26 protein-coding genes and 1 pseudogene are annotated in these 25,126 nt (G+C 69.9%); 22 read left to right on the top strand and 5 right to left on the bottom strand.

Annotation, left to right across the window (positions count from 1 at the left end):
• Window positions 1–23: 23 nt before the first annotated feature.
• From ACZ51D_RS39070 to ACZ51D_RS39060, 3 genes are all read right to left on the bottom strand, one after another.
• Window positions 24–929: a sugar ABC transporter permease gene (locus tag ACZ51D_RS39070; protein ID WP_360489700.1), complete on the bottom strand. Its 906-nt coding sequence runs from the start codon at window positions 927–929 to the stop codon at window positions 24–26.
• A gap of 40 nt (window positions 930–969) precedes the next feature.
• On the bottom strand, window positions 970–1,971 hold the full coding sequence (locus ACZ51D_RS39065) for a carbohydrate ABC transporter permease (protein ID WP_360489702.1): 1,002 nt from the start codon (window positions 1,969–1,971) through the stop codon (window positions 970–972).
• A gap of 185 nt (window positions 1,972–2,156) precedes the next feature.
• A complete protein-coding gene (locus tag ACZ51D_RS39060; RefSeq protein ID WP_465665050.1) occupies window positions 2,157–3,434 on the bottom strand; it encodes an extracellular solute-binding protein in 1,278 nt (425 codons plus the stop codon).
• Between the two features lie 310 nt (window positions 3,435–3,744).
• Here ACZ51D_RS39060 and ACZ51D_RS39055 point away from each other — a divergent pair, with 310 nt between their 5' ends.
• On the top strand, window positions 3,745–4,263 hold the full coding sequence (locus ACZ51D_RS39055) for a GNAT family N-acetyltransferase (protein WP_465665048.1): 519 nt from the start codon (window positions 3,745–3,747) through the stop codon (window positions 4,261–4,263).
• Between the two features lie 64 nt (window positions 4,264–4,327).
• Here the strand turns inward: ACZ51D_RS39055 and ACZ51D_RS39050 are convergent, their stop codons facing one another.
• A complete protein-coding gene (locus tag ACZ51D_RS39050) occupies window positions 4,328–5,407 on the bottom strand; it encodes an aldose epimerase family protein (RefSeq protein WP_465665046.1) in 1,080 nt (359 codons plus the stop codon).
• A gap of 267 nt (window positions 5,408–5,674) precedes the next feature.
• The gene (locus tag ACZ51D_RS39045) at window positions 5,675–8,686 is read right to left on the bottom strand and encodes an ATP-binding protein (RefSeq protein ID WP_465665045.1); all 3,012 of its coding nucleotides are present in this window, start codon (window positions 8,684–8,686) and stop codon (window positions 5,675–5,677) included.
• Window positions 8,687–8,996: 310 nt separating this feature from the next.
• Between ACZ51D_RS39045 and ACZ51D_RS39040 the strand changes: the two genes are divergently transcribed.
• The 21 genes and pseudogenes from ACZ51D_RS39040 to ACZ51D_RS38940 all read left to right on the top strand — a co-directional run bounded on the left by ACZ51D_RS39040 (window position 8,997) and on the right by ACZ51D_RS38940 (window position 25,115).
• Window positions 8,997–9,944, top strand: coding sequence for a terpene synthase family protein (locus tag ACZ51D_RS39040; protein WP_465619973.1), 948 nt, complete (start codon window positions 8,997–8,999; stop codon window positions 9,942–9,944).
• Window positions 9,945–10,337: 393 nt separating this feature from the next.
• Window positions 10,338–11,744 (top strand): annotated as a pseudogene (locus tag ACZ51D_RS39035) (aldehyde dehydrogenase family protein); the annotation flags it as partial.
• A 47-nt stretch (window positions 11,745–11,791) separates the two neighbouring features.
• Window positions 11,792–13,384: a recombinase family protein gene (locus ACZ51D_RS39030; RefSeq protein ID WP_465665043.1), complete on the top strand. Its 1,593-nt coding sequence runs from the start codon at window positions 11,792–11,794 to the stop codon at window positions 13,382–13,384.
• A gap of 1,102 nt (window positions 13,385–14,486) precedes the next feature.
• Window positions 14,487–14,744, top strand: a complete 258-nt coding sequence (locus ACZ51D_RS39025) for a helix-turn-helix domain-containing protein (protein ID WP_465665041.1) — start codon at window positions 14,487–14,489, stop codon at window positions 14,742–14,744.
• A gap of 289 nt (window positions 14,745–15,033) precedes the next feature.
• Complete coding sequence (locus tag ACZ51D_RS39020) at window positions 15,034–15,489, top strand: hypothetical protein (RefSeq protein ID WP_465665039.1); 456 nt, start codon at window positions 15,034–15,036, stop codon at window positions 15,487–15,489.
• On the top strand, window positions 15,486–15,929 hold the full coding sequence (locus ACZ51D_RS39015; protein WP_465665037.1) for a hypothetical protein: 444 nt from the start codon (window positions 15,486–15,488) through the stop codon (window positions 15,927–15,929). Before ACZ51D_RS39020 ends, ACZ51D_RS39015 begins: the two co-directional genes overlap by 4 nt.
• Window positions 15,926–16,810 (top strand): PD-(D/E)XK nuclease-like domain-containing protein, encoded by an 885-nt coding sequence (locus ACZ51D_RS39010; RefSeq protein ID WP_465665035.1) that lies wholly within the window; start codon window positions 15,926–15,928, stop codon window positions 16,808–16,810. The genes ACZ51D_RS39015 and ACZ51D_RS39010 overlap by 4 nt, the downstream gene beginning before the upstream one ends.
• Window positions 16,811–16,841: 31 nt before the next feature.
• Window positions 16,842–17,741, top strand: coding sequence for a hypothetical protein (locus ACZ51D_RS39005; RefSeq protein ID WP_465665033.1), 900 nt, complete (start codon window positions 16,842–16,844; stop codon window positions 17,739–17,741).
• The gene (locus ACZ51D_RS39000) at window positions 17,738–18,325 is read left to right on the top strand and encodes a phiSA1p31-related protein (RefSeq protein ID WP_465665031.1); all 588 of its coding nucleotides are present in this window, start codon (window positions 17,738–17,740) and stop codon (window positions 18,323–18,325) included. Before ACZ51D_RS39005 ends, ACZ51D_RS39000 begins: the two co-directional genes overlap by 4 nt.
• 80 nt (window positions 18,326–18,405) lie before the next feature.
• Complete coding sequence (locus tag ACZ51D_RS38995) at window positions 18,406–19,155, top strand: exonuclease domain-containing protein (protein WP_465665029.1); 750 nt, start codon at window positions 18,406–18,408, stop codon at window positions 19,153–19,155.
• Window positions 19,152–19,418: a helix-turn-helix transcriptional regulator gene (locus tag ACZ51D_RS38990; RefSeq protein ID WP_465665027.1), complete on the top strand. Its 267-nt coding sequence runs from the start codon at window positions 19,152–19,154 to the stop codon at window positions 19,416–19,418. The genes ACZ51D_RS38995 and ACZ51D_RS38990 overlap by 4 nt, the downstream gene beginning before the upstream one ends.
• Window positions 19,408–19,857: a hypothetical protein gene (locus ACZ51D_RS38985; RefSeq protein ID WP_465665025.1), complete on the top strand. Its 450-nt coding sequence runs from the start codon at window positions 19,408–19,410 to the stop codon at window positions 19,855–19,857. The genes ACZ51D_RS38990 and ACZ51D_RS38985 overlap by 11 nt, the downstream gene beginning before the upstream one ends.
• Window positions 19,854–20,042 carry a hypothetical protein gene (locus tag ACZ51D_RS38980; protein WP_465665024.1) on the top strand — a complete coding sequence of 63 codons (189 nt, stop codon included), beginning with the start codon at window positions 19,854–19,856 and terminating at the stop codon, window positions 20,040–20,042. Before ACZ51D_RS38985 ends, ACZ51D_RS38980 begins: the two co-directional genes overlap by 4 nt.
• A complete protein-coding gene (locus ACZ51D_RS38975) occupies window positions 20,035–20,496 on the top strand; it encodes a RusA family crossover junction endodeoxyribonuclease (protein ID WP_465665023.1) in 462 nt (153 codons plus the stop codon). Before ACZ51D_RS38980 ends, ACZ51D_RS38975 begins: the two co-directional genes overlap by 8 nt.
• Window positions 20,493–20,762, top strand: a complete 270-nt coding sequence (locus ACZ51D_RS38970; protein WP_465665021.1) for a WhiB family transcriptional regulator — start codon at window positions 20,493–20,495, stop codon at window positions 20,760–20,762. Before ACZ51D_RS38975 ends, ACZ51D_RS38970 begins: the two co-directional genes overlap by 4 nt.
• A gap of 120 nt (window positions 20,763–20,882) precedes the next feature.
• On the top strand, window positions 20,883–21,353 hold the full coding sequence (locus ACZ51D_RS38965) for a single-stranded DNA-binding protein (RefSeq protein WP_465665019.1): 471 nt from the start codon (window positions 20,883–20,885) through the stop codon (window positions 21,351–21,353).
• 56 nt (window positions 21,354–21,409) lie between these two features.
• Window positions 21,410–22,381, top strand: coding sequence for a hypothetical protein (locus ACZ51D_RS38960; RefSeq protein WP_465665017.1), 972 nt, complete (start codon window positions 21,410–21,412; stop codon window positions 22,379–22,381).
• Window positions 22,381–23,718 carry an AAA family ATPase gene (locus tag ACZ51D_RS38955; RefSeq protein ID WP_465665015.1) on the top strand — a complete coding sequence of 446 codons (1,338 nt, stop codon included), beginning with the start codon at window positions 22,381–22,383 and terminating at the stop codon, window positions 23,716–23,718. The genes ACZ51D_RS38960 and ACZ51D_RS38955 overlap by 1 nt, the downstream gene beginning before the upstream one ends.
• A 424-nt stretch (window positions 23,719–24,142) precedes the next feature.
• Window positions 24,143–24,457: a hypothetical protein gene (locus ACZ51D_RS38950; protein WP_465665013.1), complete on the top strand. Its 315-nt coding sequence runs from the start codon at window positions 24,143–24,145 to the stop codon at window positions 24,455–24,457.
• The gene (locus ACZ51D_RS38945) at window positions 24,454–24,774 is read left to right on the top strand and encodes a helix-turn-helix domain-containing protein (RefSeq protein WP_465665011.1); all 321 of its coding nucleotides are present in this window, start codon (window positions 24,454–24,456) and stop codon (window positions 24,772–24,774) included. The genes ACZ51D_RS38950 and ACZ51D_RS38945 overlap by 4 nt, the downstream gene beginning before the upstream one ends.
• Window positions 24,771–25,115, top strand: coding sequence for an SLOG family protein (locus ACZ51D_RS38940; protein WP_465665009.1), 345 nt, complete (start codon window positions 24,771–24,773; stop codon window positions 25,113–25,115). Before ACZ51D_RS38945 ends, ACZ51D_RS38940 begins: the two co-directional genes overlap by 4 nt.
• Window positions 25,116–25,126: the final 11 nt, after the last annotated feature.

The following is a 25,126-nucleotide window of genomic DNA, read 5'->3' as shown; positions in this document are numbered from 1 at the left end:
CGCGAGGTTTTCCGCGTCAGGCGTCACGACTTGGAGGCACCGGCGGTCAGTCCGGTGACCAGGTGGCGCTGCACCAGGTAGAAGAAGGCCGCGGACGGGATCGCGATCAGCACCGCGGTCGCGGCCATCAGGTTCCACTGGGCGTCGTGCTCGCTGACGAAGGTCTGCAGGCCGACGGCCAGCGTGTACTTGTCGGAGCTGAGCATGAACGTCGAGGCGAACGGCACCTCGGCCCAGTAGGTGAGGAAGGAGTAGAAGGCGGCGACCGCCAGGCCCGGACGGGCGAGCGGCAGCACCAGCCGCCAGAAGGTGCCGAACGGGCTGAGCCCGTCGACCCGGCCGGCCTCGTCGATCTCCACCGGGATGGTGTCGAAGTAGCCCTTCAGCAGCCAGGCGCAGTACGGCACGGTGGTGGTCGAGTACACCAGGATCAGACCGGAGTAGCTGTCCAGCAGGCCGAGTTCGGAGAGCATCGTGTACATCGGCACGATCAGCACCGCGATCGGGAACATCTGGGTGACCAGCAGCGACCACATCAGCGGCTTGTGCCCGGGGAACTTCATCCGGGAGACGGCGTAGCCGGTGGTGGCGGCGAGCAGGACGCCGAACACGGTGGTGACGCCGGAGACCAGCAGGGCGTTGCCGAACCAGGTGAAGAAGTCGGTGTCGGACAGCACGTGCTGGTAGTTCGACAGCGTGAGCTTGTCGAGGATCTGGCCGGGGTGGAGGTAGTCGGTCTTGTCCGGGCCGAGCGAGACGAAGAGGATCCACGCGACCGGGAACAGCGCGATCAGGCTGGCCACGATCAGGGTGCCGTGGGACAGCGCCCGGGCCAGCGGGCTGCTCTCGCCGCGGCGGCGGACCTTGGCCGGCCGGGCAGTCGGGGCCGCAGTCGCCGCGGGGGCCGGGCGTTCGGTGGTGGTGCTCATCGGGGTTACCTGCCTTCGTGGGTCAACTGGGTCCGGGGCCTCAGCCGTTGGCCTGCTCGTTGCGGGCGAGCCAGCGCCGGTAGAAGGCGGTGAAGACGATCAGGATGGACAGCAGGATCACGCCGTACGCGGCGGACCCCGCGTAGTCCCGGGGGATCTGGCCGAAGCCGAGGCGGTAGGCCCAGGTGACCAGCAGCTGGGCGTCGGGCGCACCGGTGCCGAACAGCAGGAAGATGACGTTGAACTGGTTGAACGTCCAGATCACGCCGAGCAGGACGACGGTGGAGGACACGGTGCGCAGCCCGGGCATGGTGACGTACCGGAAGCGCTGCCAGGGCGTGGCGCCGTCCATCTCGGCGGCCTCGTACAGCTCGGCCGGGATCGACTGCAGGCCGCCGAGCAGCGAGATCATCATGAACGGCACACCGGCCCAGGTGTTCACCAGGATCGCGGCCGCCTTCTGCGCCCACGGGTCGGTGAGCCAGCCGGGCTCGGGCAGGTGCAGGGCGGACAGGATGCCGTTGACGACGCCGCCGTCGGCGAGCATCAGGCGCCAGGAGAAGACGGTGACGAAGGTCGGCACGGCCCAGGGCAGGATGAGCAGCAGCCGGTAGGCGGCGCGCCCGCGCAGCTTCTTGTTGAGCAGCAGGGCGAGGCCCAGGCCGAGGGTGTAGTGCAGGAAGACGCAGATCGCCGTCCAGGCGATGGTCCAGACGAAGTGCGACCAGAAGCGGTCGTACGAGCCGGGGCCCCACAGGATGTCGGCGTAGTTGTGGAAGCCGACGAAGTTGTAGCTGGCCGGGATCTCGTTGACGCCGATCGTGCGGGCGACGTTGAGGCTGTTGGCGTCGGTGAGGGTGAGCCAGACGCCCTCGACGAGCGGGTAGAGCACCAGCGCGCCGAGCACCAGTACGACCGGGGCGATCATCGCGTAGGCGTACCAGTGCTTGGCGTAGGAGCGCTTGACGCGTTCCAGCAGGCCCGGACGCTGCTCGCGTTCCCGGTTGCCCTTGCCGGTGGCGCCCTGCACGGCGACTGACATCGTTTGCACCTTCTCGGGGGGATTCTCGGGGGAGCCGACGGGCCCGGCCTGCCGGGGCGACGAATGACGGCGAACAGCAGACAACTGACAGATGATGAAATCTGTTCGCTGTTATCCGTTCGCCGTCATTCGTTCACTGTCATTCGTTCACTGTCATCCGTCGGCCGGCAGGCCGGGCGCGGGGACTACTTGGCGAAGCCCGGCAGGAGCTTGGCGTAGTCGGTGGCGACGGTGTTCAGCGCGTCCTGGGTACCGGTGCCCTGGACGGCCTTGCCCAGGTTGGTGCCGAGCGAGGCGAACAGCGAGCTGTACTCGGGCAGTTCGGGGCGCGGCTTGGCGCTGTTCAGGATGCCCTGGAAGCCGGCGATGCCCGGGTCGGCCTTGACGTCGACGGTGAAGGCGTCGGAGCGGGTCGGCAGGGTGGAGTTCTTCTGCGCGATGAACGCCTGGCTCTCGGCCGAGGTCATGAAGGCGGCGAACTTCTCGGCGGCGGTCTTGTGGGCCTTGTCGGCACCGGCGTAGACGGAGATGTTGTGGCCGCCGGTGGGGGCGCCGGCCTTGCCCGCGGAGCCGCCGGGGACGGCGGCGATGCCGAGGTTGGCCTTGTCGGCGAAGGCCGAGCCCTTGTAGATGTTGGTGATCTCCCAGGGACCCTGGATGATCGCCGCGACCTTGCCGCTGTTGAAGGCGTCCATCATGTGCGCGTAGGCGTCGGTGGTGATGTCGGCCTTGGCGGTGCCGGGCGAGGTGAACATCGTCTTGTAGGTCTCGACGGCCTTGGCGGCCTCCGGCGAGGTGACGGTGATCTTCTTGCCGGCGGCGTCGACGGTGTCGGTGCCCTCGCCGAACAGGAACGGCATCGCGTAGTAGCCGTCGGCGGCCTTCAGCCAGAAGCCGTCCACGCCGGCCTTGTCCTTGACGGCGGCGGCGTCGGCCTTCAGCTCGTCCCAGGTCTTGGGCGCCTCGGTGATACCGGCCTTGGTGAACAGCTCCTTGTTGTAGAGCAGGCCGAGGGTGTCGGTCACCAGCGGAACGCCGTACAGCTTGCCCTCGTACTTGGCCTGCTGGATCAGGCTGGACTGGAAGGCGGAGGTGTCGGCGGCGGCCGGGGAGCCGTCCAGCGGCTCGAGGTAGCCAGCCTTGGCGAAGGCGGCGGTCCAGCCGACCTCGGAGCGGAACACGTCCGGAGCGCCCTTGGCCCCCATGGCGGTCTGGAGCTTGTTCTGCGCCTGGTCGAACGGGACGTTGACGAAGTCGACCTTGATGTTCGGGTTGGCGGCCTCGAACTTCTTGACGAGCTCCTGGTAGTTCGGCGCCTCGTTGGTGGCGTTCGACGTGTCCCAGTACGTGAGGGTGACCGGCCCGTCGGCCTTGCCGTTCGAGCTGGAGCCGCTGCTGCCACAGGCAGCCATCGAGACCGCGAGGGCCACAACGAGGGCAGAGGCCGCGATGCCACGCCGCATGAGAACTCCTTGGGAGGGTGGGGGTGCCCGAGATGTTCGGAGACAGGCGCATAATGGCTGCCTCGTGCCGACCGCACCTTTGCTGCCGTCGGGCTCGGGAAGGAAGTTAACAGCGGTGAAAGATCCACGGAAAGTCCTTGCAGAAAGTTTCTGCAAGAAACCGCGATCGTTACACCCGCGTGTCCTGGACGTTGCCGCACGGTAGTTGATGACCGCACCGATTGACCCTGTTCGTCCGATTCACCCCACCCCCGGATGACCGACGGAACCACCGTGCGTGGCTGAAAGCCGTTTGCAGCAGACTGGACGCATGCGTATCCGAGCCGTCACCAGCGACGAACTTCCGCTGCTCGCCGAGCTGGAACGGGCCGCCGGTGCTCCCTTCGCCGCGATCGGCATGCCGGAGATCGCCGAGGACGAACCCCCGACCCCGCAGGAGCTGGCGTCCTACCTGGAACGGGGCGTCGCCCTGGCCGCCGAGGCCCCCGACGGCTCGATCGCCGCCTACCTGCTGGCCGAGCCGGTGGACGGCGCGCTGCACATCGAGCAGGTCTCCGTCCACCCCGACCACGCCCGCCGCGGCATCGGCCGGGCACTGATCGAGCACCTCGCCGCGACCACCGACGCCCCGGCACTCACCCTGACCACCTTCGCCGAGGTGCCCTGGAACGCCCCCTACTACGCGCGCTGCGGCTTCCGCCCGCTGAGCGACGCCGAGGTCACCCCGGGCCTGCGCGGGATCCGCCGCAAGGAGGCCGAGCACGGCCTGGACCGCTGGCCCCGGCTCTGCATGCGCCGGGACCTGCGACCGCGACCCGCCCAGCCGTGACCCGCCCAGCCGCGATCCGCCCAGCCGCGATCCGCGCAGCCATGAGCCGCCAGGCCGTGACCCGCTAGGCCGTGACCCCCTGGTTCGTCCCCAGCCGCAGCACCGTCGTCGAGCGGAACTCCTCCCCCGGCCGCAGCACCGTGCTCGGGAACGCCGGGTGGTGCGGGGAGTCCGGGAAGTGCTGGGTCTCCAGCGCGATCCCGGCGAACGGCCCGTACGGGACGCCGCTCGCGCCGGTGACCGCGCCCTGGAACTTGTTCGCCGTGTAGACCTGGATGCCCGGCTCGGTGGTCAGCACCTCCAGGGTGCGGCCGCTGACCGGGTCCTCCAGCAGCGCCGCCCGCGCCGGACTGCCGTCGGCGGGCCGGGGGCGCAGCACCCAGTTGTGGTCGTAGCCGCCGGGCCCGACCAGCTGCGGGTGCCGGTCGTGCACCGACTTGCCGATCGGGCTGGCCACCGTGAAGTCGAACGGCGTGCCGGCCACCGGCTCGGTCCGCCCGTACGGGATCTGCCGCTCGTCGGCCGGGGTGTACTCGTCGGCGTCCAGGGTGAGCAGGTGGCCGAGGACGTCGCCGACGCCTTCACCCGCAAGGTTGATGTACGCGTGGTTCGTCAGGTTGACGACGGTCGGTTTGTTGGTGACCGCGCGGTAGGCGATCACCAGCTCGCCGGAGGCGTCCAGCGTGTAGTCGACGGTGACGTCCAGCGCGCCCGGGAAGCCCTGGTCCCCGTCCGGGCTGTGCAGCCGCAGCCGCACCCCGCCCTCGACCGGCTCGGCCGCCCAGATCCGGTGCGCGAAGCCGTCCGGCCCGCCGTGGATGGTCATGCCGCCGCCGGTCCGGGCGAGCCGGTGCTCCTCGCCGTCGATGGTGACCGACGAGCGGTCGATCCGGTTGGCGTACCGGCCCACCACCGTGCCGTAGTGCCGGGCCGGGCCCAGGATCTGCGCCAACTCGTCCGTGGCGAGCAGCAGTTGGGCGGGACGACCGGAACGGTCCGGCGCGCTCAGGGTGTGCAGGGTGGCACCGAGGGTGAGCACGCTCGCCTCGTACGGGCCGGCCGTGAGCGTCCAGCGCCCGATCGCGGCACCCGCGCCCGAGGGGTCGAGGGGTTCGTGCCGAACGCTGGTGGCCTCGCTCGCCATGGCCTGCTCCTCACTGTCGGCCCGCCTGGGGCGCCCGCCGCTTCCTGGTCCGTCGAGGGGTCACCGCGGCAGCCCCGTGCCCGTCAGCCTAGCGACGGAGGCACCGGCGAGGGCGCTCCCTCGCCAACGCGCGCCGCCCGTACGCGACGGCCGCCCTGACCGATCGCCGCCACCGCCACCACCACCGCAACCGCCACGCGCCAGACGACCGGCCACCTCACGTGTGAGACGACCGGCCGCCCCGGGCGAGACCGCCGACTCCGACTCCTACTCCTCGCCCTCCGGCCGGGTCGCCTCCCGCTGCTGCGGCGGCAGCCCGAGCGCCGAGGCCAGCCCCTCCGGCCCGCTGCCCGCCTTGCGGTAGACCGCCGCCAGCCGCCGGTTGACCAGGCTGATGTGCAGTCCGAGCTCGTCGGCGATCCGCTGCGGCGGCAGGCCCTGCACCGCCCGCTGGGCGATCTCCAGCTCCGGGCCGCTGAGCGTGTCCAGCGTGTCCCGGAAGTCTCGCAGTCCCAACCGGTTGGGCCGCAGGCCGTAGTTGGCCAGCTCCCGCCGGGCCTGGTCGACCAGGCCCTCCGCGGAGCAGTGCTGGGCCAGCTCGATGCCCTGGTACAGGTACTCCTGGGCGTCCTCCAGTCGCCCGACCCGGCGCAGCGCGGCGCCGAGGTCGACCAGCGCGACGGCGTGCTCGTAGCCGGCCGGGGACTGCCCGAGGTGCAGCACGGCCTGCTCCAGCAGCTCGACCGCCTGCTGGCCGTCCTCGACCTGGGCCTGCAGTCGCAGGGCGGTGCCGATCGCGGAGGCGGTGCCGAAGGCGCGCGCGTCCCGGACGGCCTTCTGGGAGTACTCGCGGGCGCGCTCGGGCTCGTCGTCCGCGAGCGCGATGGCGAGGTGGCCCGCCCAGGGCGCCCAGACGGTGTTGTGCCAGCCGCGGACCTCCAGCCAGGCGCCGGCCTCGGTGAGCGCGGCGGCGGCGCCCGCGTGCCGGTTCTTGGCGATCAGCAGCTTGCCGTACAGCGAGGCCGCGTCCGGCAGCACCATGGCGGTCGCGTGGTAGGGCGGGTGGAAGCCGAAGTCGTTGGCCAGCTCCCAGGCCTCGTCGACGCGGCCGCGGGCGATCAGGGTGTCCACCAGCACGCCGACCGCGTCCCAGGCCAGCGGCAACTTCTCCCCGATCCGCTCGGAGATGCGGTACGCCCGGCGCAGGAAGTCCTCGGCCTCGGCGAGCAGGCCGCGGCGGAACCGGGCCAGCCCCATCAGGAAGTACGCGAAGCCCCGGTGGGCGCCGCTCCAACCGGCCACCTCGAACTGGATGATGGCGTCGGCGGCCAGCCGCTCGGCCTGGGCGACGCGGTCGTTGTAGATGTACGTGAGGCCGAGCATCGAGGGCAGCTCGAAGCCCCAGGTGGTGTCGGTCCAGCCGAGTCCCTTGGGCAGCCGGCCACCGTCGAGGACCTCGTCGGCGAGGGCGAGCGCCTCGTTGGAGGGCGCGCCGCGCAGGGTGAGGTCCCAGGCCCGCATGGCGAGCACGGCCCGGTCGGCGGCCTCCCGGCCGGTGAGGCCGCTGCACATCTCGCCGAGCCGGGCGGAGCGGCCGGGGCCGTCCTCCTCGGACTTGCGGAAGGCGTGCCACATGAAGGAGGCGGCCTGCAGCCGCTGGCGCCCCGCCGGGTCGTGGGTCTTCTGCGCCTCGTCCTGGCAGACCAGCGCGGCCTGGCGCAGCTCGCCGCTGTGCGCGAGCACCTCGGAGAGCCGGAAGGTGGCGTCCACCCGCAGTTCGGGGCGCAGCGGCACCTCGTCGGGGTCGAGGGCGAGCTTGAGCTGGTTGACGGTGGCGACGGGGTCGGTGAGCAGGGCGGAGCAGCCGAGTTCGTACAGCACCTCGGCCTTGATCTCGTCGGCGGGCGGCTCGTTGAGTGCGCGGTTCAGGCAGCGCTGGGCGGCCTCGGGGGCGCCGATCAGCTGGTGTTCGACGGCGGCGCGGCGCAGCTTCTTGACGATCCGGTCGTCGCCCTCGCCGGAGTGGGTCTCGACGAGGTGGCGGGAGGCGGCGAGCAGGCCGAGTCCGGCGTTCTCGATCTCGACGGCGGCGATGCCGTGCATGCCGAGGCGGGTGGCGTCCGGCATGGTGTTGTAGATCGAGCTGGCGATCAGCGGGTGGACGAACTCGAGGTTCCCGTTGGGGGCCTGGGTGAGCACGCGCTGTTTGCGCAGTTGCTTGATGGAGTCGCGGGCGCCCTCGGTGCTCTGGGTGGAGATCCGGGTGGCGAGGTCGATCCGGATGTCGGTGCCCAGCATGGCGCAGGCCCAGGCGAAGCGCAGGGTGGCGGCGCCGAGCTGGTCCAGCCAGCTCTTGAGGGTCATCCCGGTGGCGTCGACGGCGAGTTCGCGCAGTTGCCGCGAGTTCTCCTCGACCGGTTCGAGCTCCTGGTCGCGGACCTGGTCGAGCAGGCGACCGGCCTCGAAGGGGTTGCCGTTGACGACGTTCCAGAACTCGTAGCAGAAGGCGTCCTCGGCCTTGTCGCCGAGTTCGGCGCGGATCATGTCGGTGACGGAGCTGAGGTTGAGTCGGTTGAGCTCGTGCTTGCGGCCCTTGAGGCCGATGATGTCCCGGCGGAACTCCTCGGTCGCGGCGGGCCAGTCGCTCTCGTCCTCGCGGAAGGCGAAGACGAGCAGGACGGGCAGTTCGCCGGAGCGGACGGCGAACTTGGCGAGCCAGGAGAGGGATTCCGCGTCGGCCCAGTGCAGGTCGTCGACGATCATCACCATCGGTGCTCGGCGCGGTGCGAGCTGGGTGAGGACGTAGTCGAGGCCGTCGCGCACGCCCTGCGGGTCGAGGCGGCGGGCGCCGGCCTTGGGCTGCTTGAGGCCCATGGCCGGTCCGACGACCTCCTCCCAGGTGCCCATGACCTGGCGGAACACGTCCGGCGGGAGGTTGGTGAGCACCGGCTGGAGCAGCTGGCGCAGTACGTGGTAGGGCTCCTTGAACTGGCGTTCGCCGCCTCGGGCGAACAGGACGGTGGCGCCCTCGCGTAGCCTTGCGATCCGTCGGACCTCCTGCAGCAGGGTGGTCTTGCCGATGCCGGGCCGGCCGGAGAAGGCGAGCAGGTCGCCGATCTCGGTGCCGCCGGCGGCGAATTCGCGGCAGAGCCGGTCGACGGCGGTTTCCACCGAGCGCAGTTCGGCGTCGCGGTCGCGCAGCCGGACCCGGGACGCGGTGCCGTCGCCGTCCCGGCCGGAACCGGATCCCGTCCGAACGTCGTTCTCCTGCTCGGTCACCGTCGCGCCTCCGCCTCGCCCGATCGCGTCACAGCTCCATCACTGCGTGGAGCCGAGGGTAGCGCTGCGCGGGCCTCACCGTGTGGCGTTCGTGCAGGCTGGGGCGGACGGTGAGGGTTCGGACGGCTTGCCAAGGGCAATTGCCCTATATCCCTAACGTCCGATCATTACATCCGATACCCTACGGCCCTCGAGGCGCAGATGATCTTGCCGGACCCACCCGCACCACCTCCGCCTCGCCGCGTCAACTCCCCCCACGGTCAATGATCGAACCACAAGCGCCCCCACCCTCCGCTGCACCGGGAGTCCGATGTCTGACGACAACTCACTTCAGATCCCGTTCCCGCACCGCCGCAGTCCGCACGGCCCGCAGGCCACCGCGCTGCACCGCGACTGGCTGATCCGCCACCCCCTGCTGCCCGACGCCGACCACCCCGGCTACGCGCACTGGGAGGTAGTGGACCTCGCCGCGCTGGGCTACCCGGACGCCGGACCGGACGAACTCGCCCTGGCCGCCGACCTGATGGGCTTCTACTTCCTCTTCGACGACCAGTTCGACGGCCCGCTCGGTCGCCGCCCTTCGGAAGTCGCTCCGATCTGCGAACGCCTGATCGCCGTCCTGCACGGCGCCCGTCCCGACCAGGGCTCCGCGATCGAGACCGCCTTCGCCGACCTCTGGAACCGCAGCGCACACGGCATGCCCGCGCGCTGGCAGGCCCGCGCCGCGTACAACTGGGAGTACTACCTGGCCAGCCACCCGGCCGAGGCGGCCGGCCGGATCTCCGCCCGCCCCCCGGACCGGGACGGCTACCTGCAGCTCAGACGGGGCACCGCGGCGATGGAGACCATCTTCGACATGGTCGAACGCATCGGCCAGTTCGAGGTCCCCGCCGCCGTCCTGCACCACCCGGTGCTCCGTCAACTCCGCCAGCTGGCCGCCGACATACCGTCACTCAGCAACGACGTGCGCTCCTACCCGCTGGAGGCACCGCGCGGCGACGTCAACAACCTGGTGATGATCGTCCAGCGCGAGCGCCGCTGCTCGGCCGAGGAAGCCTGCGCGGCGGTCATCGCGGAGGCCCAGCTGATGGTCGAGCGCTGCGCCGACCTGCACGAGCGACTTCCCGACGTCTACCGCGAGTTGGGCCTGTCCCGGATCGAACGCGCGATCGCCCAGCGGTACGCGGACGGGCTGCTCACCTGGCTGGCGGGCTACCTCAGCTGGGAGGCCCGCACCGGCCGGTACCACGCGGTCTGACGTCCGCCCGCCGGGCCCCCGGCCGCCGCGCGCCGACCCGCAGCCGACCGGGGCAGCCGGCCGACGAAGCCGACGCGCCGACGCGCCGGACCGCGCCACAGTGACCGACGGTGGCGCGGTGACCGACCGTGCCGACCTGCCCGACCGTGCCGACCTGCCCGACCGAGCCCGCGAGAACGGCCGGAACGCGCACCCTCCGTACGGACCGGGCGCACGGACCGTAGCCGCGCCCCGCGCCCGGCGGCTATCGTGCTCGACGGCGGGCGCCCCGGGCGTCCGGCCCATGTGCGTGTCCTTACCCTCCCGCCGGGCCGCCCCGACCGGGCGGTCCGGCGCGCCGCCTCCGGCCGCACGGCCCGGGCGGCGCCCGACGTCGCGAGGAGACACCAGAGCATGACGGTCTACCAGCCCCCCGGCACGCCCGGCAGCATCGTCGCCTACCGCTCCCGGTACGAGCACTGGATCGGCGGCGGATGGACGCCCCCGGTGCGCGGCGCGTACTTCGGCGACCCGACCCCGGTCACCGGCGAGGTGTTCACCGAGGTCGCCCGCGGCACCGCCGAGGACATCGAGGCCGCCCTGGACTCGGCCCACGCCGCCGCCCCCGTCTGGGGCCGCACCCCGGCCGCCGAGCGGGCCCAGGTGCTGCTGCGGATCGCCGACCGGATGGAGGCCAACCTGGAGCAGCTGGCGGTCGCGGAGAGCTGGGAGAACGGCAAGCCGGTGCGCGAGACGCTGGCCGCCGACCTCCCCCTCGCCGTCGACCACCTGCGCTACTTCGCCGGCGCGCTGCGCGCCCAGGAGGGCAGCCTCTCCCAGCTGGACGAGGACACGGTGGCGTACCACTTCCACGAGCCGCTGGGCGTGGTCGGCCAGATCATCCCGTGGAACTTCCCGATCCTGATGGCGATCTGGAAGCTCGCCCCGGCGCTCGCGGCCGGCAACGCGGTGGTACTCAAGCCCGCCGAGCAGACCCCGGCCTCGGTGCTGCTGCTCGCCGAGCTGACCGCCGACCTGCTGCCGCCCGGCGTGCTCAACATCGTCACCGGCTTCGGCGAGGAGGCCGGCGCCCCGCTCTCCGCCAGCCCGCGGATCCGCAAGCTCGCCTTCACCGGCGAGACCTCCACCGGCCGGCTGATCGCCCGCGCGGCGGCCGACAACCTGATCCCGGTCTCCCTGGAGCTCGGCGGCAAGAGCCCCAACGTGTTCTTCGCGGACGTCGCCGCCGCCTCGGACGCCTTCTACGACAAGGCCGTCGAGGGCTTCGCGATGTTCGCCCTCAACCAGGGCGAGGTCTGCACCTGCCCCAGCCGCGCGCTGATCGACTCCTCGATCTACGAGCGGCTGCTCGCCGACGGCCTGCAGCGGGTGCGCGCGATGCGCCAGGGCGACCCGCTGGACACCGACACCCAGGTCGGCGCCCAGGCCAGCGCCGAACAGCTGAAGAAGATCCTCTCCTACTTCGAGATAGGCCAGGCCGAGGGCGCCAAGGTCCTCACCGGCGGCGAGCGGGCCGACCTCGGCGGCGCCCTGGCCGGCGGGTACTACGTCACGCCGACGGTCTTCGAGGGCGACAACTCGATGCGGGTCTTCCAGGAGGAGATCTTCGGCCCGGTCGTCTCGGTGACCCGTTTCGACGGCTTCGACCAGGCGGTCGCGCTCGCCAACGACACCCAGTACGGGCTCGGCGCGGGCGTGTGGACCCGCAGCCTCAACACCGCCCACCGGGCCGGACGCGCCATCCAGGCGGGCCGGGTCTGGACCAACTGCTACCACGCCTACCCCGCGCACGCGGCATTTGCATAAGGGGGTACATCTGACAGTGCTAAGACCTATGCTGCCGAGCTATGAGCAACGTGATCCCGCTGCCTCGATCCGAAGCCTTGAGTCAACCGCCCTTGAGGGCTGTTCTCTACGGCCGAGCCTCCAAAGATCGCCACAAACGAGGCAGGTCGATCAAGGATCAGTTCACCGTCGGTGAGATGGAGTCCGCCGACCGAGGATGGCAGGTCATCGATCGGTACGAGGACCGCGACCGCTCGGCGACTCGACGGGCGACGAAGGTCCGTGAGCGCTTCGAGGACATGATCGCGGACGCCGAGGCGGGCAAGTTCGACGTCATCGTGTATGCCGAGCGCTCTCGAATTTCCCGCAACCTGAGCGTCTCAGTTGCCCTGCGCGACCTCTGTCACCGCACTGGCGTTCTCCTGTGCTACGACGGTCGCGTCTACGACATGCGCATCCCTTCGGATTTCAAAGAGTTCACTCGCGACTCCGTCCAATCCGAGGAGGAAGGCGAATCGATCATCGGGCGGAACGAGCGAACCGCCCGACTCACCGCCCGCCGTGGTGGTGTTTGGGGCTGGGTGCCGTTTGGCTTCAAACGCGTGTATGACACTGACACCGGAGAGCTTATCGACCAGGTCGGCCACCCCGTCGAAGGCCCTGTTCTGGTAGAGCTGTTCGAGCTGGCCGATGCCCGGAAGAGTCTCAGATCGCTGGTCCCCCTGGTGCGCCCGTTCCGGCCGAGGATCACCGAGGTCGGCATCAGGGCGATCCTGCGCAACAAGGCCTACATCGGCATCCGCGCGCACCGCGGAGCCGAGCACAAGGCCGCCTGGAAGGGCCTGGTGGACGAGGCCGTCTTCTGGCGGGTCCAGGCCATGTTGGAAGACCCGAGCCGGCGGACGACGCATGAGACTGGTATTAAGCATCTACTCACTGGGGACGCCCTCTGCTCAGTCTGCCGTAGCGAGCGCGAGTTCACGCAGGCTCGACTCTCGCCGCGCGGAGCGCAGCCCCAGCATCGTCGCCGCCCCCAATACCGCTGCCGCGTTGACCATGTGTCGGTCATGGAACACAACCTGGATGCATATGTTGAGGAGGCCGCCCTGAGCTGGCTGAGCTCGCCTGCGGCCCAAACCGCCTTCCAGGCCGCGGCGTCGGACGGGGAGAGAGAGCGGGAGCGGGAGCGCGCCCGCATCATGTCCGAGCAACTGGCGGAGGCGCGCCAGCAGGCTACCGAGTTCGATCCTCAGACCGGCCTCCCGCGGCTCTCGGTGGCGTCACTCGCCACCCTTGAGCAGGCTCTCATTCCGGCAATTCAGGCTGCGGAAACCCGGGTGCGAGCATTGCTGTCTGCTGCTGACCCATTGATTGATCGGCTTCTGACTGCGACCCCGGATGAGATCGACGAGATCTGGAATCTGGAACTCGACTTGACGCAGAAGCGGCACGTCCTGCGACAGATCGTGCGCGTGGAGCTCAGGCCGGCGGCTGTCCGACGGAGCCGGTACCAGGACATGACGCAGCGCGTGGGTCTGATCTTTGCCGGAGAGCCGGGCTTCGCAGAGTGGCCGGGCTCTCCCGGCGCGCCGGCCGTCAGTTCGGACTATCAGTCCCACCCTGCGGATGAGGGCGCCGGGCAGCCAGCGAGATGATCTCGGCCTCAGCCCCCATGGGGGTTCCGGGCAGTCGGCCCCCGAGGGCTGCAAGAGCACCCTCGACGTAGCCGTCCGCTTTGGCTCGGACGCAGGCGCCTCGATGCTGGGCTTCCATAGCCGCCAGTCGGTCGGACAGTTCGGCTTCCAGGGCAGAGCGAAGTCGCTCTCGCTGGCCGGCCAGGGCCGCGAAGGCCGCGTCGTACCTGGCTTGGGTCGCAGCCAGTTCGTCTTCCCGCTTGGCGAGTTGGCTGAATCGACGATCTACGATGGCCACGCAGGCGACGCCGGAGAGTGTCGCTCCGGTCAGGACACCAGCAAGGGGCGGCTCCGTCCAGATGGACAGGAGCGATATTCCCGCGATGCCCACTGCCACGGCTATGACATTCCGACGCCGCGCCCTGATGGCCATTCATGCCCCCGCTCAGCTGTTGGCGGCGCGACCTCCGCTCCCGCTGCTGCCGGTCGATCGGCGTGCGAGAGCGCGGAGTCGTTCGAGTGAGTCACGAACGTACTCGCGGTCGGCCTCGTCGGTTACACCCCACTGGTCAGCTAGCGCATCAGCAGTGATGGGCTCTGATGCTACTGGCGCGCTTGGCATATGCGCGACCGACTCGGCGGGGATTGTTCCGCTTTCTACGAGCAGCTCCAGGTAGGGGCGTCCGAGCGCCTCGGCAAGTGGCCACAGGGCTGCGGGCTTAGGCAGTCGTCCGCCGCTGAGGATTCGGGCCAGCACGTCTGTTCCCATGTCGGCGGCTCGTGCCAGGCGCGACTGTTCGCCGTAAGCGTCGAGGTCATAGCCGGCGGCGGGTGCATGCCGGCGCACGTAGGCGGCAAGTGCCGCGGGTCCTGCGTCCATGAAGGGGGCCCCGTTCGACATGAGGCGGAGATTAGCGCCACAAGGGGTTGCTGTCAGCTGACAACAGTACCGGTCGGGCCATGAGTCCTCATGCACACATCCAGGACATCTCAACCTCAAGCGCCCCGACAGTCCTCCTTCTGGGAAATCAACCTCGGCAAAGTGCTGTCAATGCGCAGCAACTAGGGTTATGGTTGCTGTCAGAGCGCAGCGACCAGCAGGGCAACGCCGAGGAGGTGACCCGTGCCCAGCACCGATAGCGCCGCATTCGATTTCAACATCGATGCCTTCCGTAATACCGCCGACGCAGCCGGCGACACCAGTACCAGCCGGATCGCCGTTCGCACTGGTCTTAACCGGGGCCTTGTCGCCCGGCTTCGCAATGGCAGCCGGCAGCCCAACCTTCGTACGGCGGCGCGTATCGCCGCCGCATACAAGGTGAGCCTCGACGATCTTGTCGTGGGCCTCGACGATCTCGCTGTCAGTGGACAGGCCGCATGACCCGGGCCGAACGCCTAGCGATTCTCGGCGCCGCAACTGTGGCCGAAATTCACCGCCGAGTCGACGATGCACCCCCGCCGACACCCGAACTGATTGCCGAGCTACGGCCGGTCCTCGCACCCGCATTCCAGAGGGTGCGCGCTCGCCGCACTGCTCCGGAGCAGCAGATCCCGCCGCTAGCGGCCTGATCCCGGCCTGCTGTCCATCTACGGCCTAAGGCCGCCCCTCTGGCGCCAACCAGGGACGGCCCCGGCCCACCGATCAACTCATCACACCAAGGAGGCAGGCCGTGATCACACAGCCTACCCAATCCGTCGTCGACTTCCGGCGCCCGCAGCTGACGGACGCCCTCTCCCTCGCGGGATTCTTGCTCGCCGAGCACACCCCGACGCCGAACGGGATCAGCATCACCGCACCCTACTCGGTCGGGGGCAAGGCGACCGTGGAGATCTACCACCACCACGACCTTGACGCCCTGATCGCCTGGCAGCGGGCCTTCGGCGGGGAGATCAAGCACCAGCTCTACGACAACTACCAGATCTACTCCTGCCTCAGCGCCGAGGCCTTCGACGGGGTGTTCCGCGTCTGGACGCTCCGGGAGCTCAACAGCGAACAGCAGGTGACGGAGCGGCAGATGACCGCGCAGTGGTGCGCTGAGCACGACGTGCCGGCGGACTGGTGCGCGGAGACCCGGGACATGTACCGGCAGGTGCTGCTCGACTACCGCGTGGCGGTGGCGCTGTGACCGATTTCCCGGACCCGGTTGCCCGACGGGCGGCCCGCTTGCTGGCCGAGCGCTACGGCGCCCCACTCGCCCGCAGCGTCACGGCCCTGCTCGACCGTGAGGGCCTCCTGGCCCGGGCGGCGGACCGAATCAACGCCGCCTTCCCGGTGTGGGTGCGGCGCCGGCCGCTGGGCGTGGAGCTGGATGTGACGCCGCTGGTTTCGGGGCTGATCCTCTCGCTCGCCGCCGAGGCCGCAGAGGAGCCGGAGAACGTCGGCCAGGAGCTGGCGGATCTCTATGCGGCATCGGGGCCGGAGCGCGACGAGCGCGTGCAGAAGCTGGTGGACCGTCTGGGCGGCGCGAACATGCTGCTGGCGACCGTGGACGCCGAGGATCTCGCAGCGAGGCTGTTGGTTGCGTCGGGGAACCACGTCCCGCAGCAGCGCAAGGGGGCGGCGTGACGACCACCGTGCCGGCCGGGGTTCAGGCCCCGGCCGGCGGGCCCATCGTCACCAGGCCTGGCGTCTACGACATCACCGCCGAGGCCTACCACGCCGACCGCAGCTCGCTGTCTTCAACCGGCGCCCGGAAGATCCTCAACTCGACGCCGGCCAAGTTCAAGCACGAGCTCGACCACCCTGAGCCGCCGAAGAAGGCGTTCGACATCGGCACTGCCGCTCACCGTTTGGTGCTTGGCGACGGCCCCGACCTGGTGTTGGTCGACCACCTGGTCTGGAACACCAAGCAGGCCAAGGCGGAGGTTGCCGAGGCTCGCGAGGCCGGGGCTGTGCCGCTGAAACGCGACGAATGGGAGCAGGTACACGCGATGGCTGCGGCCCTGCGCCGTCACCCGCTGGCCGCCGCCCTGTTCGACCCGGACTTCGGGAAGCCCGAGCAGTCGCTCTTTTGGACCGACAAGGCCACCGGAGTCCCCTGCCGGGCCCGTCTGGACTGGCTCGACAACGCCCGCGGCGGCCGGCTGCTCCTCCCCGACCTGAAGACCGCGAACGACGCCTCGACGACGAAGTTTGAGAAGTCCGTCCTCGACTTCCGCTACGACCAGCAGGCCGACTTCTACATGGACGCCGTCCTGCAGCTCGAACTCGCAGACGACGTGAGCTTCGTGTTCGTGGTCCAGGAAAAGCAGCCTCCCTACCTGGTGAACGTCATTGAGCTCGCCACACCGTGGCTACTGATGGCCGCCGACCGCAACAAGCGGGCCCGCGAGATCTACGCCGAGTGCACCGCAACGGGCATCTGGCCCGGCTACGGACACGAGGTCTCAATGGCCTCCGCCCCGGAGTGGCTGCAAGCCCTGCACGAACGCGGGTACCGCTCGTGACCGCCCCCAAGACCCTCAGAGGACTCGTTCCATGACTGACCTCGCCATCCCCGAACCCCGGCCCGCTGCCGTCGCCGTCCAGCCGACGGCCGCCGCGGTCCCCGGGAAGTCCATCGCCGACTGGGCCCACGAGGCAGACCTCGCCTACCAGCTCGCCGACCGCCTGTCGACGACGTCGTTCATCCCCTCGACGATGCGCGGCAAGGTCGGCGACATCACCGCCTGCCTACTGGCAGGCAACGAGCTCGGCCTGCCGCCCATGGCCGCGCTGAAGTCCATGGATGTCATCCATGGGACACCGGGCCTTCGGGCCCACGCCATGCGGGCACTCGTGCAGTCCCGTGGCCACGAGATCGAGCTGATCGAGTCGTCCGACACGGTGTGCCGGATGCGCGGTCGCCGAAACGGTTCGGAGGCGTGGCAGGAGGTCGTGTGGACGATTGCCCGGGCTCAGCTGGCCGGGTTCGTGGCGAAGAACTCGAACTACAAATCGCAGCCGACGAACATGCTGGTTGCCCGTGCGACGGGCGAAATCTGTCGGCTGGTCGCATCCGACGCCCTTCACGGCGTTCCTTACACCGTGGAAGAGCTGCGGGACTCGCAGCTGCAGATCACGGCGGTGCAGGCAGGCGCGCCGGTGACGGCAGCGGAGATCCTGTCGCGTCGCGGGCCGGCCCCGCAGGAGATCGCGCCCGCGGATGGCACTGACGCCGAGGCAACCGGCGACACCGACCCGGTTGACGGCGAGGTGTATGACGAGGCCGCGAAGCTGTGGGACGACATCCTCGACGCTGCCGACGACAAGCACGGCTGGTCGCCGGAGCAGACGGAGCGTGAGTTCCTCAATGGCTCCATGGGAGTCCCGGCCGCCCTGGCACCCCTCGAAACCCTCCGGGCCTTCCACGCGCACCTGACAGGCGGTGCGTCATGACCATCGATCACGCCAAGGAGGCTTCCCGGCTGCTGTCGCAGGCGTCGTACCGGGCCAGCGACCAGTCGGGTGCCCGGTTCGCCGACCCGCAGACCGCTGCGATCCTCGCCTCAATGGCCCAGGCGCACGCCACGCTGGCGCACCTGCCACAGCAGCAGGTCGACGCGCAGGAGCAGCTGCACAGGTTGCTCAGGGTCGTTGTCGAGCACGCAGTGAGGCTGGCAACCCATTGGCAGCCCGAACTGCGCCAGGCCTCCAAGGAATTCATGCGCGACCTCGATGGCGCCGGCATCGAGATCGACCGGCTGGTCGACGAACGCTCCGAGAAGACGGGTCACGGTCCGTACCTGTGCGACATCTTCGGACAGCGATACGACCTGACGAAGCAGTGGATCGACCGGAACGGTAAGCGGTGGGAACACGTCAACGACTGGTCCGACGTGGGAGGCCCCATCATGCGTCGCGATGAGCCGAACGGCGACGCGATGGTCCTGTCCGAACTCATCCGCGAGTACGGACCGCTCAACACGGTCGTCGTGCCCCCGCTGGCGCCCGTTGTTGAGCCCGAAGACCCCCCGTTCTAACCGGCTGGCGGGACCGCGCCCGCTCGTAACAGGCGCGGTCCCGTCTCCCCAGCATCCCCTACTTTCCAGCGGAGGATTCCATGTACTTCCTCAAGGTCCGCCGCGGCGGATTCGACACCGAGACCACCGGCCCGATCCCCGAGGACGCGCGCATCGTCACCGCCGCACTCGTCCTCCGGGGCGGACACAACCAGGCGAGCGAGACCCGCGCCTGGCTCATCAACCCCGGCGTGCCGATCCCCGCCGAGGCCACTGCCGTCCACGGCATCAGCACCGAGCAGGTCGAGGCCGAGGGGCAGGATCCGAAAGCTGCGCTGGAGGAGATCGCCGACCTCCTCGCCCGGTCCCTGAACGCCAGCGTGCCCATCGTCGCGTTCAACCTGTCGTTCGACTGGAGCGTGCTCCACGCCGAGCTGATCCGCCACGGTCTCGCCCCGATGAGTGAGCGCGTCACCGCGACGCATCCTGCGCTGATCGACCCGCACGTCATCGACAAGCACGTCGACCGGTACCGCCGCGGCAGCGGCATGCGGAAGCTGAAGCCGACGGCCGAGGTCTACGGCGTGCGCATCACCGACTGGCACACCGCCGAGGCCGACGCGCTCGCCGCCCTCTTCATCGCCGAGGCCCAGTTCCAGAAGTACACCTGGCTGAACGCCCTGGGCCCGGCCGGCCTCCACGGGGCTCAGCAAGGCTGGCGGGCTGAGCAGCAGGCCGGCCTTCAGGAGTGGTTCCGGACGAAGGCTTCGCCGGAGCAGGGCGGGGCGCCGGACAAGGTCATCGACGGGTCGTGGCCGCTCCTCCCCCTGCCCGTGGCGGTGATGTCGTGACCGTAACCACTAAGGTCACCGAGCTCACCAGCGTCGAGGCCGACCTGATGGCGCACATCGCCCAGGGTCACGACTTCCCGCAGATCGCCCGAGAGATGGGCATCACCGTGTACGCGGCCCGCTTGATCAACCGGGACCTCTTCGAGCGGCTTGGGGCCCGCAACGCCGCGCACGCCGTCGGAATCGTCGTCGGCCTCGGGTTGATCCCGGCCGATGTCGCCACCAGCTCCACCACCCAGACCGGAGGGCACGATGTTCGGTAGACGCCGCATAGCCGAGCAAGCCGAGCGAATCGCCTGGCTGGAGAGTCGGGTGGCCGAGCTCAACAAGGCGCTCCGCATCAGCTGCAACGAGGAGGCGGTGAGCTTCCGCAGGTCGGAGCGGTTCGCCGACGACATCATCGCCGCCGAGAAGAAGCTCACGGCCGCGAAGATCGAAAACGCCACGCTGATCTTCCGGGCGGACGACTGGGCCGAGACCGCGGTCAACCACGCCGAACGCCTCGGCCGCGCCCTCCGAGCCTGTGCCCGGTACCGGGCCGAAATCCAGGACTTGCGCCGCAAACTGCGCGACCAGCGCCGCGACTTCGCCGAACGGCAAATCGCCCTCGAAGACCGGCTCCACGCACTCCAGGACGCCACCGAGAACCACTACCGCGCATCGGCCGCCACCGCAGCACCGGCCGCTCCGATCGCCGCGTGACCACCGCCTTCTGCCTGGCCCTCCTCTGGTGCACCCACACCGGCGTCAGCACCGTCCAGGCCTACCACCACCTCGACCAGAAACGACCCGTGCTCACCCGATACGCGCTCGCACTGGCCCTCCTGGCCGGCACCGCCCTCGCCCTCATCGCCTACGCCCTCACCGCATGGAGCACCCGTGACTGACACCCTTCTCTCCGCGCCCCCTGACCTCACCATCACCGTGCTGGGCCACCGGCCCGCCCCCCAGGGCAGCAAGAAGAAGAGCCGCACCGGCGCCATCATCGACGACAACCCCCGCACCAAGCCCTGGCGGAAGGCCGTTCACGAAGCAGCACTTGAGGCGATGGAGAACCGTCTCATCCTCGATGGCCCGCTGTCGGTCGAGGTCGCTCTCACCGTCCGCAAGCCGGCCTCCGCCCCGAAGACCCGCATCACGTGGCCGACCACGCGGGACAGCGGCGACATCGACAAGCTGCTCCGCTCCACCTTCGACGCGCTCACCACCGCCGGTGCAATCGCCGACGACTCCCGCATCGTCGAGGTCGCCGCCCGCAAGATGCACCCCGGCGAAGGCATCGACGCCCTCGACCAGCCCGGCGCAGTCATCCGCGTGTGGAAGCTCGGGGAGCAGCGATGAGCTGGGAGTCCGAGGGCGCCTGCGTCACCCGCAAGGTCAACCCCGACCTGTTCTACCCCAAGTCGTTTGTCAAGGACCGCGACCAGGTGGAAGTAGCTCGTTGGGTCTGCCAGCGGCGCTGCCCCGTCACCGCCCAGTGCCTTGCCGACGCCCTCGCAAAAGAGGGCCGAAAGAGCGCGAAGGAGCGCTCCGGCATCCGGGGCGCGCTCACCCCTGGCGAACGGGCCGCCCTCAGTGAGCGGACCCGCCTCGCTGAAGCGGCATGACCACGGTCCTGACCTGAACCAGCTGCGCCCCAGCTGGGCCAGGCCAGGCCCGCCCTACGGCGGCCTCACGCACCTTCACGGGCGAAGGCCGCCGCCCCACCCCACACCCAAAGGACAGCCATGGCCGGAGAAACCAACATCACACTCGTCGGCAACCTGGTCGACGATCCGGAGCTGCGCTTCACCCCGTCCGGCGTTGCCATCGCCAAGTTCCGCATCGCGTCCACCCCCCGCACCTTCGACCGTCAGACGAACGAGTGGAAGGACGGCGAGAGCCTCTTCCTCACGTGCAACGTCTGGCGGCAGCCGGCGGAAAACGTGGCCGAGTCCCTGCAGCGCGGCATGCGCGTCATCGTGCAAGGCCGACTCGGGCAGCGCTCGTACGAGAAGGACGGGCAGAAGCGGACCGTCTTCGAGGTCGAGGTCGACGAGGTCGGCCCGTCGCTGAGGAACGCAACAGTGAAGGTCACCAGGGCCAACCGCACACAGGGCGGGCCGCAGCAGGGGGCCCAGAGCGCGGACCCGTGGTCCCAGTCAAAGGGGCCGTCGCAGTCCGGCTGGGGCGCGCCGCAACAGGAGCCTCCCTTCTGAGCCGTCACGGCATCTGACCAGCACATCATCCAGCACTGTTAAGGGAGCACGTCAGCATGGCACGCGGTCACGGACGGGTTCTCACCCGCATCTGGGACGACCCCGACTTCACCGTTCTGCCCGGGGACGTTCAGCGGCTCTACCTGTTTCTCATCAGCCAGCCGAACCTCAACCACGCGGGCCTGCTGCCGCTGACGCTGAAGCGCTGGAGCTCACGGGCGCACGGTCTGAGCCCGGCGGTCCTGCGGGAGCAGCTCGCGGTGTTGTCGGCACGCCGGTTCGTTGTGGTCGACGAGGACACCGAGGAGCTTCTCGTTCGCTCGTTCGTGCGCAACGACGGCGTGTGGAAGCAGCCGCAGGTGATGGGCGCAATGGTGTCGGGGGCGCTGGAGATCACGTCTAGGCCGTTGCGGGCCGCCCTTCTTGCGGAGGTGGAGCGGATCCCACTGGACGAGCTGAGCGATGAGCCCGGCCGGAAGGGTCTGTCGCCGCTGCAGGAGGTGTCTCGGCACATCGCGGCGCTGCGGGTGGCGTTCAGGGAGCCGGACCCGAAGCCTCCTGCGGCAGTCCTTCCGGAAGGGGTTGGGGAAGGGGTTGCGGAACCCCTTCCCGAAGGGGTGGATGCAGGCTCAACGCGCGCGCGCGGGCGTTTTCCCCTACCCCATTCCCCTTCTCTTCTCGTCGCGGATGTCGTCGACATCCGGTCCGCCCGCCAAGAGCGGCCGGACGTGGAAGAGGCTTGCGCGCTCCTCGCGGACCTGATCGCCGAGAACGGCACCAAACGCCCGAACATCACCAAGCGGTGGCGAGACGCAGCCCGGCTCATGATCGACGCCGACCACGTCACCCTCCCGGACGTCCTGGGGGCCATTCGCTGGTGCCAGGCCGACGAGTTCTGGCGAAGCGTCATCCTCTCGATGCCGAAACTGCGCCAGAAGTACCCCCAGCTCAAGCTTCGCGCCCAAGCCCAGCAGCAGCGCAAGCAACCCACCAGCTACCAGACCTACGCAGACCAAGGGGTCTTCTGATGACGGCCACCATGCCTGTCGAGGTCGACGATCTCGCAGACCTGGAGCGGCCCCGACCCAACGACCTCGAAGCTGAACAGGCCTACCTCGGCCGCGTCATAACCGCCGCGAACGGCCGCCTCCTGCTCCGCGACCACCCCGTCGCCGGCAGCGACTTCTACCGCCCCGCCCACGCGGCAATCCACAGTGCCATCAACGCCGTCGGCGAGCGCGGAGAACCGATCGACCTGTACACGGTCACCGCTGAACTCCAGGGCCGTAAGGCTCTCAGCCGGGTCGGTGGGGGCTCCTACCTCGCCACCTGCGTTCAGGCCGCGTACTACGGAGGCGACGCCGAATGGCTCGCCTGGCGCATCCGCGACCTCGCCCAACGGCGCGCCCTCATCGAAACCGGTCAGCGCATCGCCCAGCTCGGCTGGATCCCCGACACCGATGCCGACGCCGGAGACCTTGCCGAGACCGCCGTCGGCCTCACCCGCACGGTCCGGGACGCCGGCCGCGCCGCCGAGGACTCCCCCGTCGTCGACATGCTCGACTTCCTCGACGGCCCGGACCCCGGCTACGACTGGGTCAGCCCCGGCTACATGGAGCGCGGCGAAAGGTGCATCTGGACTGCGGGCGAAGGCGGCGGCAAGTCGGTGCTGCTGCGGCAGATCGCCGTGTGTATCGCCGCCGGGATCCTGCCGTTCGACGGCCGGCCGTCCGAGCACGGGGCGAAGAAGGTCCTGGTGCTGGACTGCGAGAACAACGTCCGCCAGTCCCGCCGGCACTACAGCCGGCTCTTCGACATCGCGGAACAGCACGGCATGGCGGTGCGCCGCGGACAATTCCATTTCGACCTGCGCCCCGAAGGCGTCGACCTGACGAGGGCCGCCGGCCGCGCGTGGCTGATGCGGCGCGTCGAAGCCGTCCAGCCCGACCTGCTCGTCGTCGGGCCGATCTACAGGTTGCACGAAGGCGACCCCAACGACGAACGGCACGCCCGCGCCGTCACCGTCGCCCTCGACCAGGCCCGGCTCGTCGCCGACTCGGCGATGGTCCTGGAGGCTCACGCGGCCAAGGGCAACGGGCAAGGCCCCCGGCCCCTGGCCCCGGTCGGCTCCGGCCTGTGGCTGCGCTGGCCCGAGTACGGCATGGGACTGCGCCCGGTCGAGGACGCCCGCTCCGCCCAGGAGGACCGGGCCCGGCGGGTCGTCCTGTGGCGCGGGGCGCGCGAGGAACGGCAGTGGCCGGCCTTCGTGTGCCAGGGCGCCGACGGCTCGTGGCCGTGGCGCTCGTACAAGCCCATCGACGCAGACCCGTTCACCGGCCACTCCCCCACCGGAGCGCTCTCATGACGCTTACCGAGCACTGCCCTTCCTGCCTGTCCGCGGCGCGGATTGTCCATCGCGTCGACGACGGCTCGCACATCTGCACCGAGTGGCTGTGCGGTCGGTGCGGGCGCAGCTGGCGGACGGAGTACCTGTCGGACGCGTACGCGGATGAGGAGTCCTACGGAACGTCGTGACTGTCGGGCTTCCTGGCTGAGCGTCATGACGTGGCGCCGGTAAGGGCTCTTTCGGGGCCAACTCCGACATCGAAGCCCCCGGGCGGCCCTTCAGGCTCCCCCGAAAGCCGCCCCGCCCGATCACCCCAACCCAACCCCAGCAGGCCACACACGCCCCCTTCTCTCCCCGATTTGAGGCCATCATGGCGAACAGAGCCACCGTGCTCCTTGAAGAACCCGTCCGCACGAGCGCTCCCCCGCCGACCGCGGGTCGCGTGGCGCAGCTTGTCGACGCCGCCGAGCGCCGCCGTCTGACGCCGGTCGAAGCGGCGGAGCTGCGCCGTGGCATCGAGCACCTGGAGGCCTGCCTGACGGACGCGGGGGCGCAGCTGCGCCGGGCGGCCGATGCCGCGGAGCGGGCGCGGGACGACCACGCGAGGGATCTGCTGACGGTGCATCACCCGGCGATGGGTGTGGAGTGTCGGCGGTGCGGCGCGGCGGCGGGCACGTGGTGTCGGCCGGTGGTGGGCCTGGCGATGCCGCGAACGCTGCATGTGGCGCGCCTCGTGGATGCGGGGGTGCTGTCGTGAAGCCGATTCCCCTCGGACCTACCACTAAGGCGGTCGCGGCCAAGATCCGCCAGCTCCGTCGCAAGCGCGGCCTGAACCAGGAGGCCCTCGCCGAACGCCTATCTGCGGCCGGCCGGCCGATGTGGCCGACAACGCTGTCGAAGCTGGAGCGCGGCCAACGACGCATCGACGTGGACGACCTGGTCTCGATTGCGGAAGCCCTCGGGATCGGTCCCGCGCAGCTGTTGGAACCGCCGGAGGCGTGCTCGATGTGCGAAGGCACGCCCCCGCCCGGCTTCACGTGCCAGGCGTGCGGAGCCGAGGGGGCCCGGCCGTGATCGAGGTCTCTCGGATTCTGGTGACGGGTTCGCGGGCTTGGTCGGATCGGGCCGCGGTGGAGCACGCGCTGGGCGTGGCGTTCGGGCTGTGGCGGCCCATTGTGCTGGTGCATGGGGCTTGCCCTACCGGGGCGGACTGGTTCGCGGCTGAGTGGGCGCAGCCGGCTGACTGGGATCGGCACGGGCGGGCTGCGGGGCCTATTCGGAACGCGCAGATGGTGGCGGCTGGGGCGCGGTACGTGCTCGCCTTCCTGCTGCCGAACAGTCGCGGGACCGAGGACTGCGTGCGGCGGGCGGAGGCTGCGGGGATTCCGGTGCGGCGTTTCGAGGCGGAGCGGTGACCGGGCACGGG

The sequence above is a fragment of the Kitasatospora sp. NPDC033851 genome (assembly GCF_055576085.1).
Note: the sequence above shows the minus strand (reverse complement) of the source record. Positions and strands in the feature narration are given on the sequence as shown.

Coding starts and splice junctions, on each gene's coding strand:
- ACZ51D_RS38995 (WP_465665029.1), top strand. CDS start 18,406: ATGTACTTCCTCAAGGTCCGCCGCGGCGGATTCGACACCGAGACCACC.
- ACZ51D_RS38960 (WP_465665017.1), top strand. CDS start 21,410: ATGGCACGCGGTCACGGACGGGTTCTCACCCGCATCTGGGACGACCCC.
- ACZ51D_RS38970 (WP_465665021.1), top strand. CDS start 20,493: ATGAGCTGGGAGTCCGAGGGCGCCTGCGTCACCCGCAAGGTCAACCCC.
- ACZ51D_RS39060 (WP_465665050.1), bottom strand. CDS start 3,434: ATGCGGCGTGGCATCGCGGCCTCTGCCCTCGTTGTGGCCCTCGCGGTC.
- ACZ51D_RS38965 (WP_465665019.1), top strand. CDS start 20,883: ATGGCCGGAGAAACCAACATCACACTCGTCGGCAACCTGGTCGACGAT.
- ACZ51D_RS38955 (WP_465665015.1), top strand. CDS start 22,381: ATGACGGCCACCATGCCTGTCGAGGTCGACGATCTCGCAGACCTGGAG.
- ACZ51D_RS39065 (WP_360489702.1), bottom strand. CDS start 1,971: ATGTCAGTCGCCGTGCAGGGCGCCACCGGCAAGGGCAACCGGGAACGC.
- ACZ51D_RS39000 (WP_465665031.1), top strand. CDS start 17,738: ATGACCATCGATCACGCCAAGGAGGCTTCCCGGCTGCTGTCGCAGGCG.
- ACZ51D_RS39050 (WP_465665046.1), bottom strand. CDS start 5,407: ATGGCGAGCGAGGCCACCAGCGTTCGGCACGAACCCCTCGACCCCTCG.
- ACZ51D_RS39030 (WP_465665043.1), top strand. CDS start 11,792: ATGAGCAACGTGATCCCGCTGCCTCGATCCGAAGCCTTGAGTCAACCG.
- ACZ51D_RS38985 (WP_465665025.1), top strand. CDS start 19,408: ATGTTCGGTAGACGCCGCATAGCCGAGCAAGCCGAGCGAATCGCCTGG.
- ACZ51D_RS39070 (WP_360489700.1), bottom strand. CDS start 929: ATGAGCACCACCACCGAACGCCCGGCCCCCGCGGCGACTGCGGCCCCG.
- ACZ51D_RS39055 (WP_465665048.1), top strand. CDS start 3,745: ATGCGTATCCGAGCCGTCACCAGCGACGAACTTCCGCTGCTCGCCGAG.
- ACZ51D_RS39005 (WP_465665033.1), top strand. CDS start 16,842: ATGACTGACCTCGCCATCCCCGAACCCCGGCCCGCTGCCGTCGCCGTC.
- ACZ51D_RS39040 (WP_465619973.1), top strand. CDS start 8,997: ATGTCTGACGACAACTCACTTCAGATCCCGTTCCCGCACCGCCGCAGT.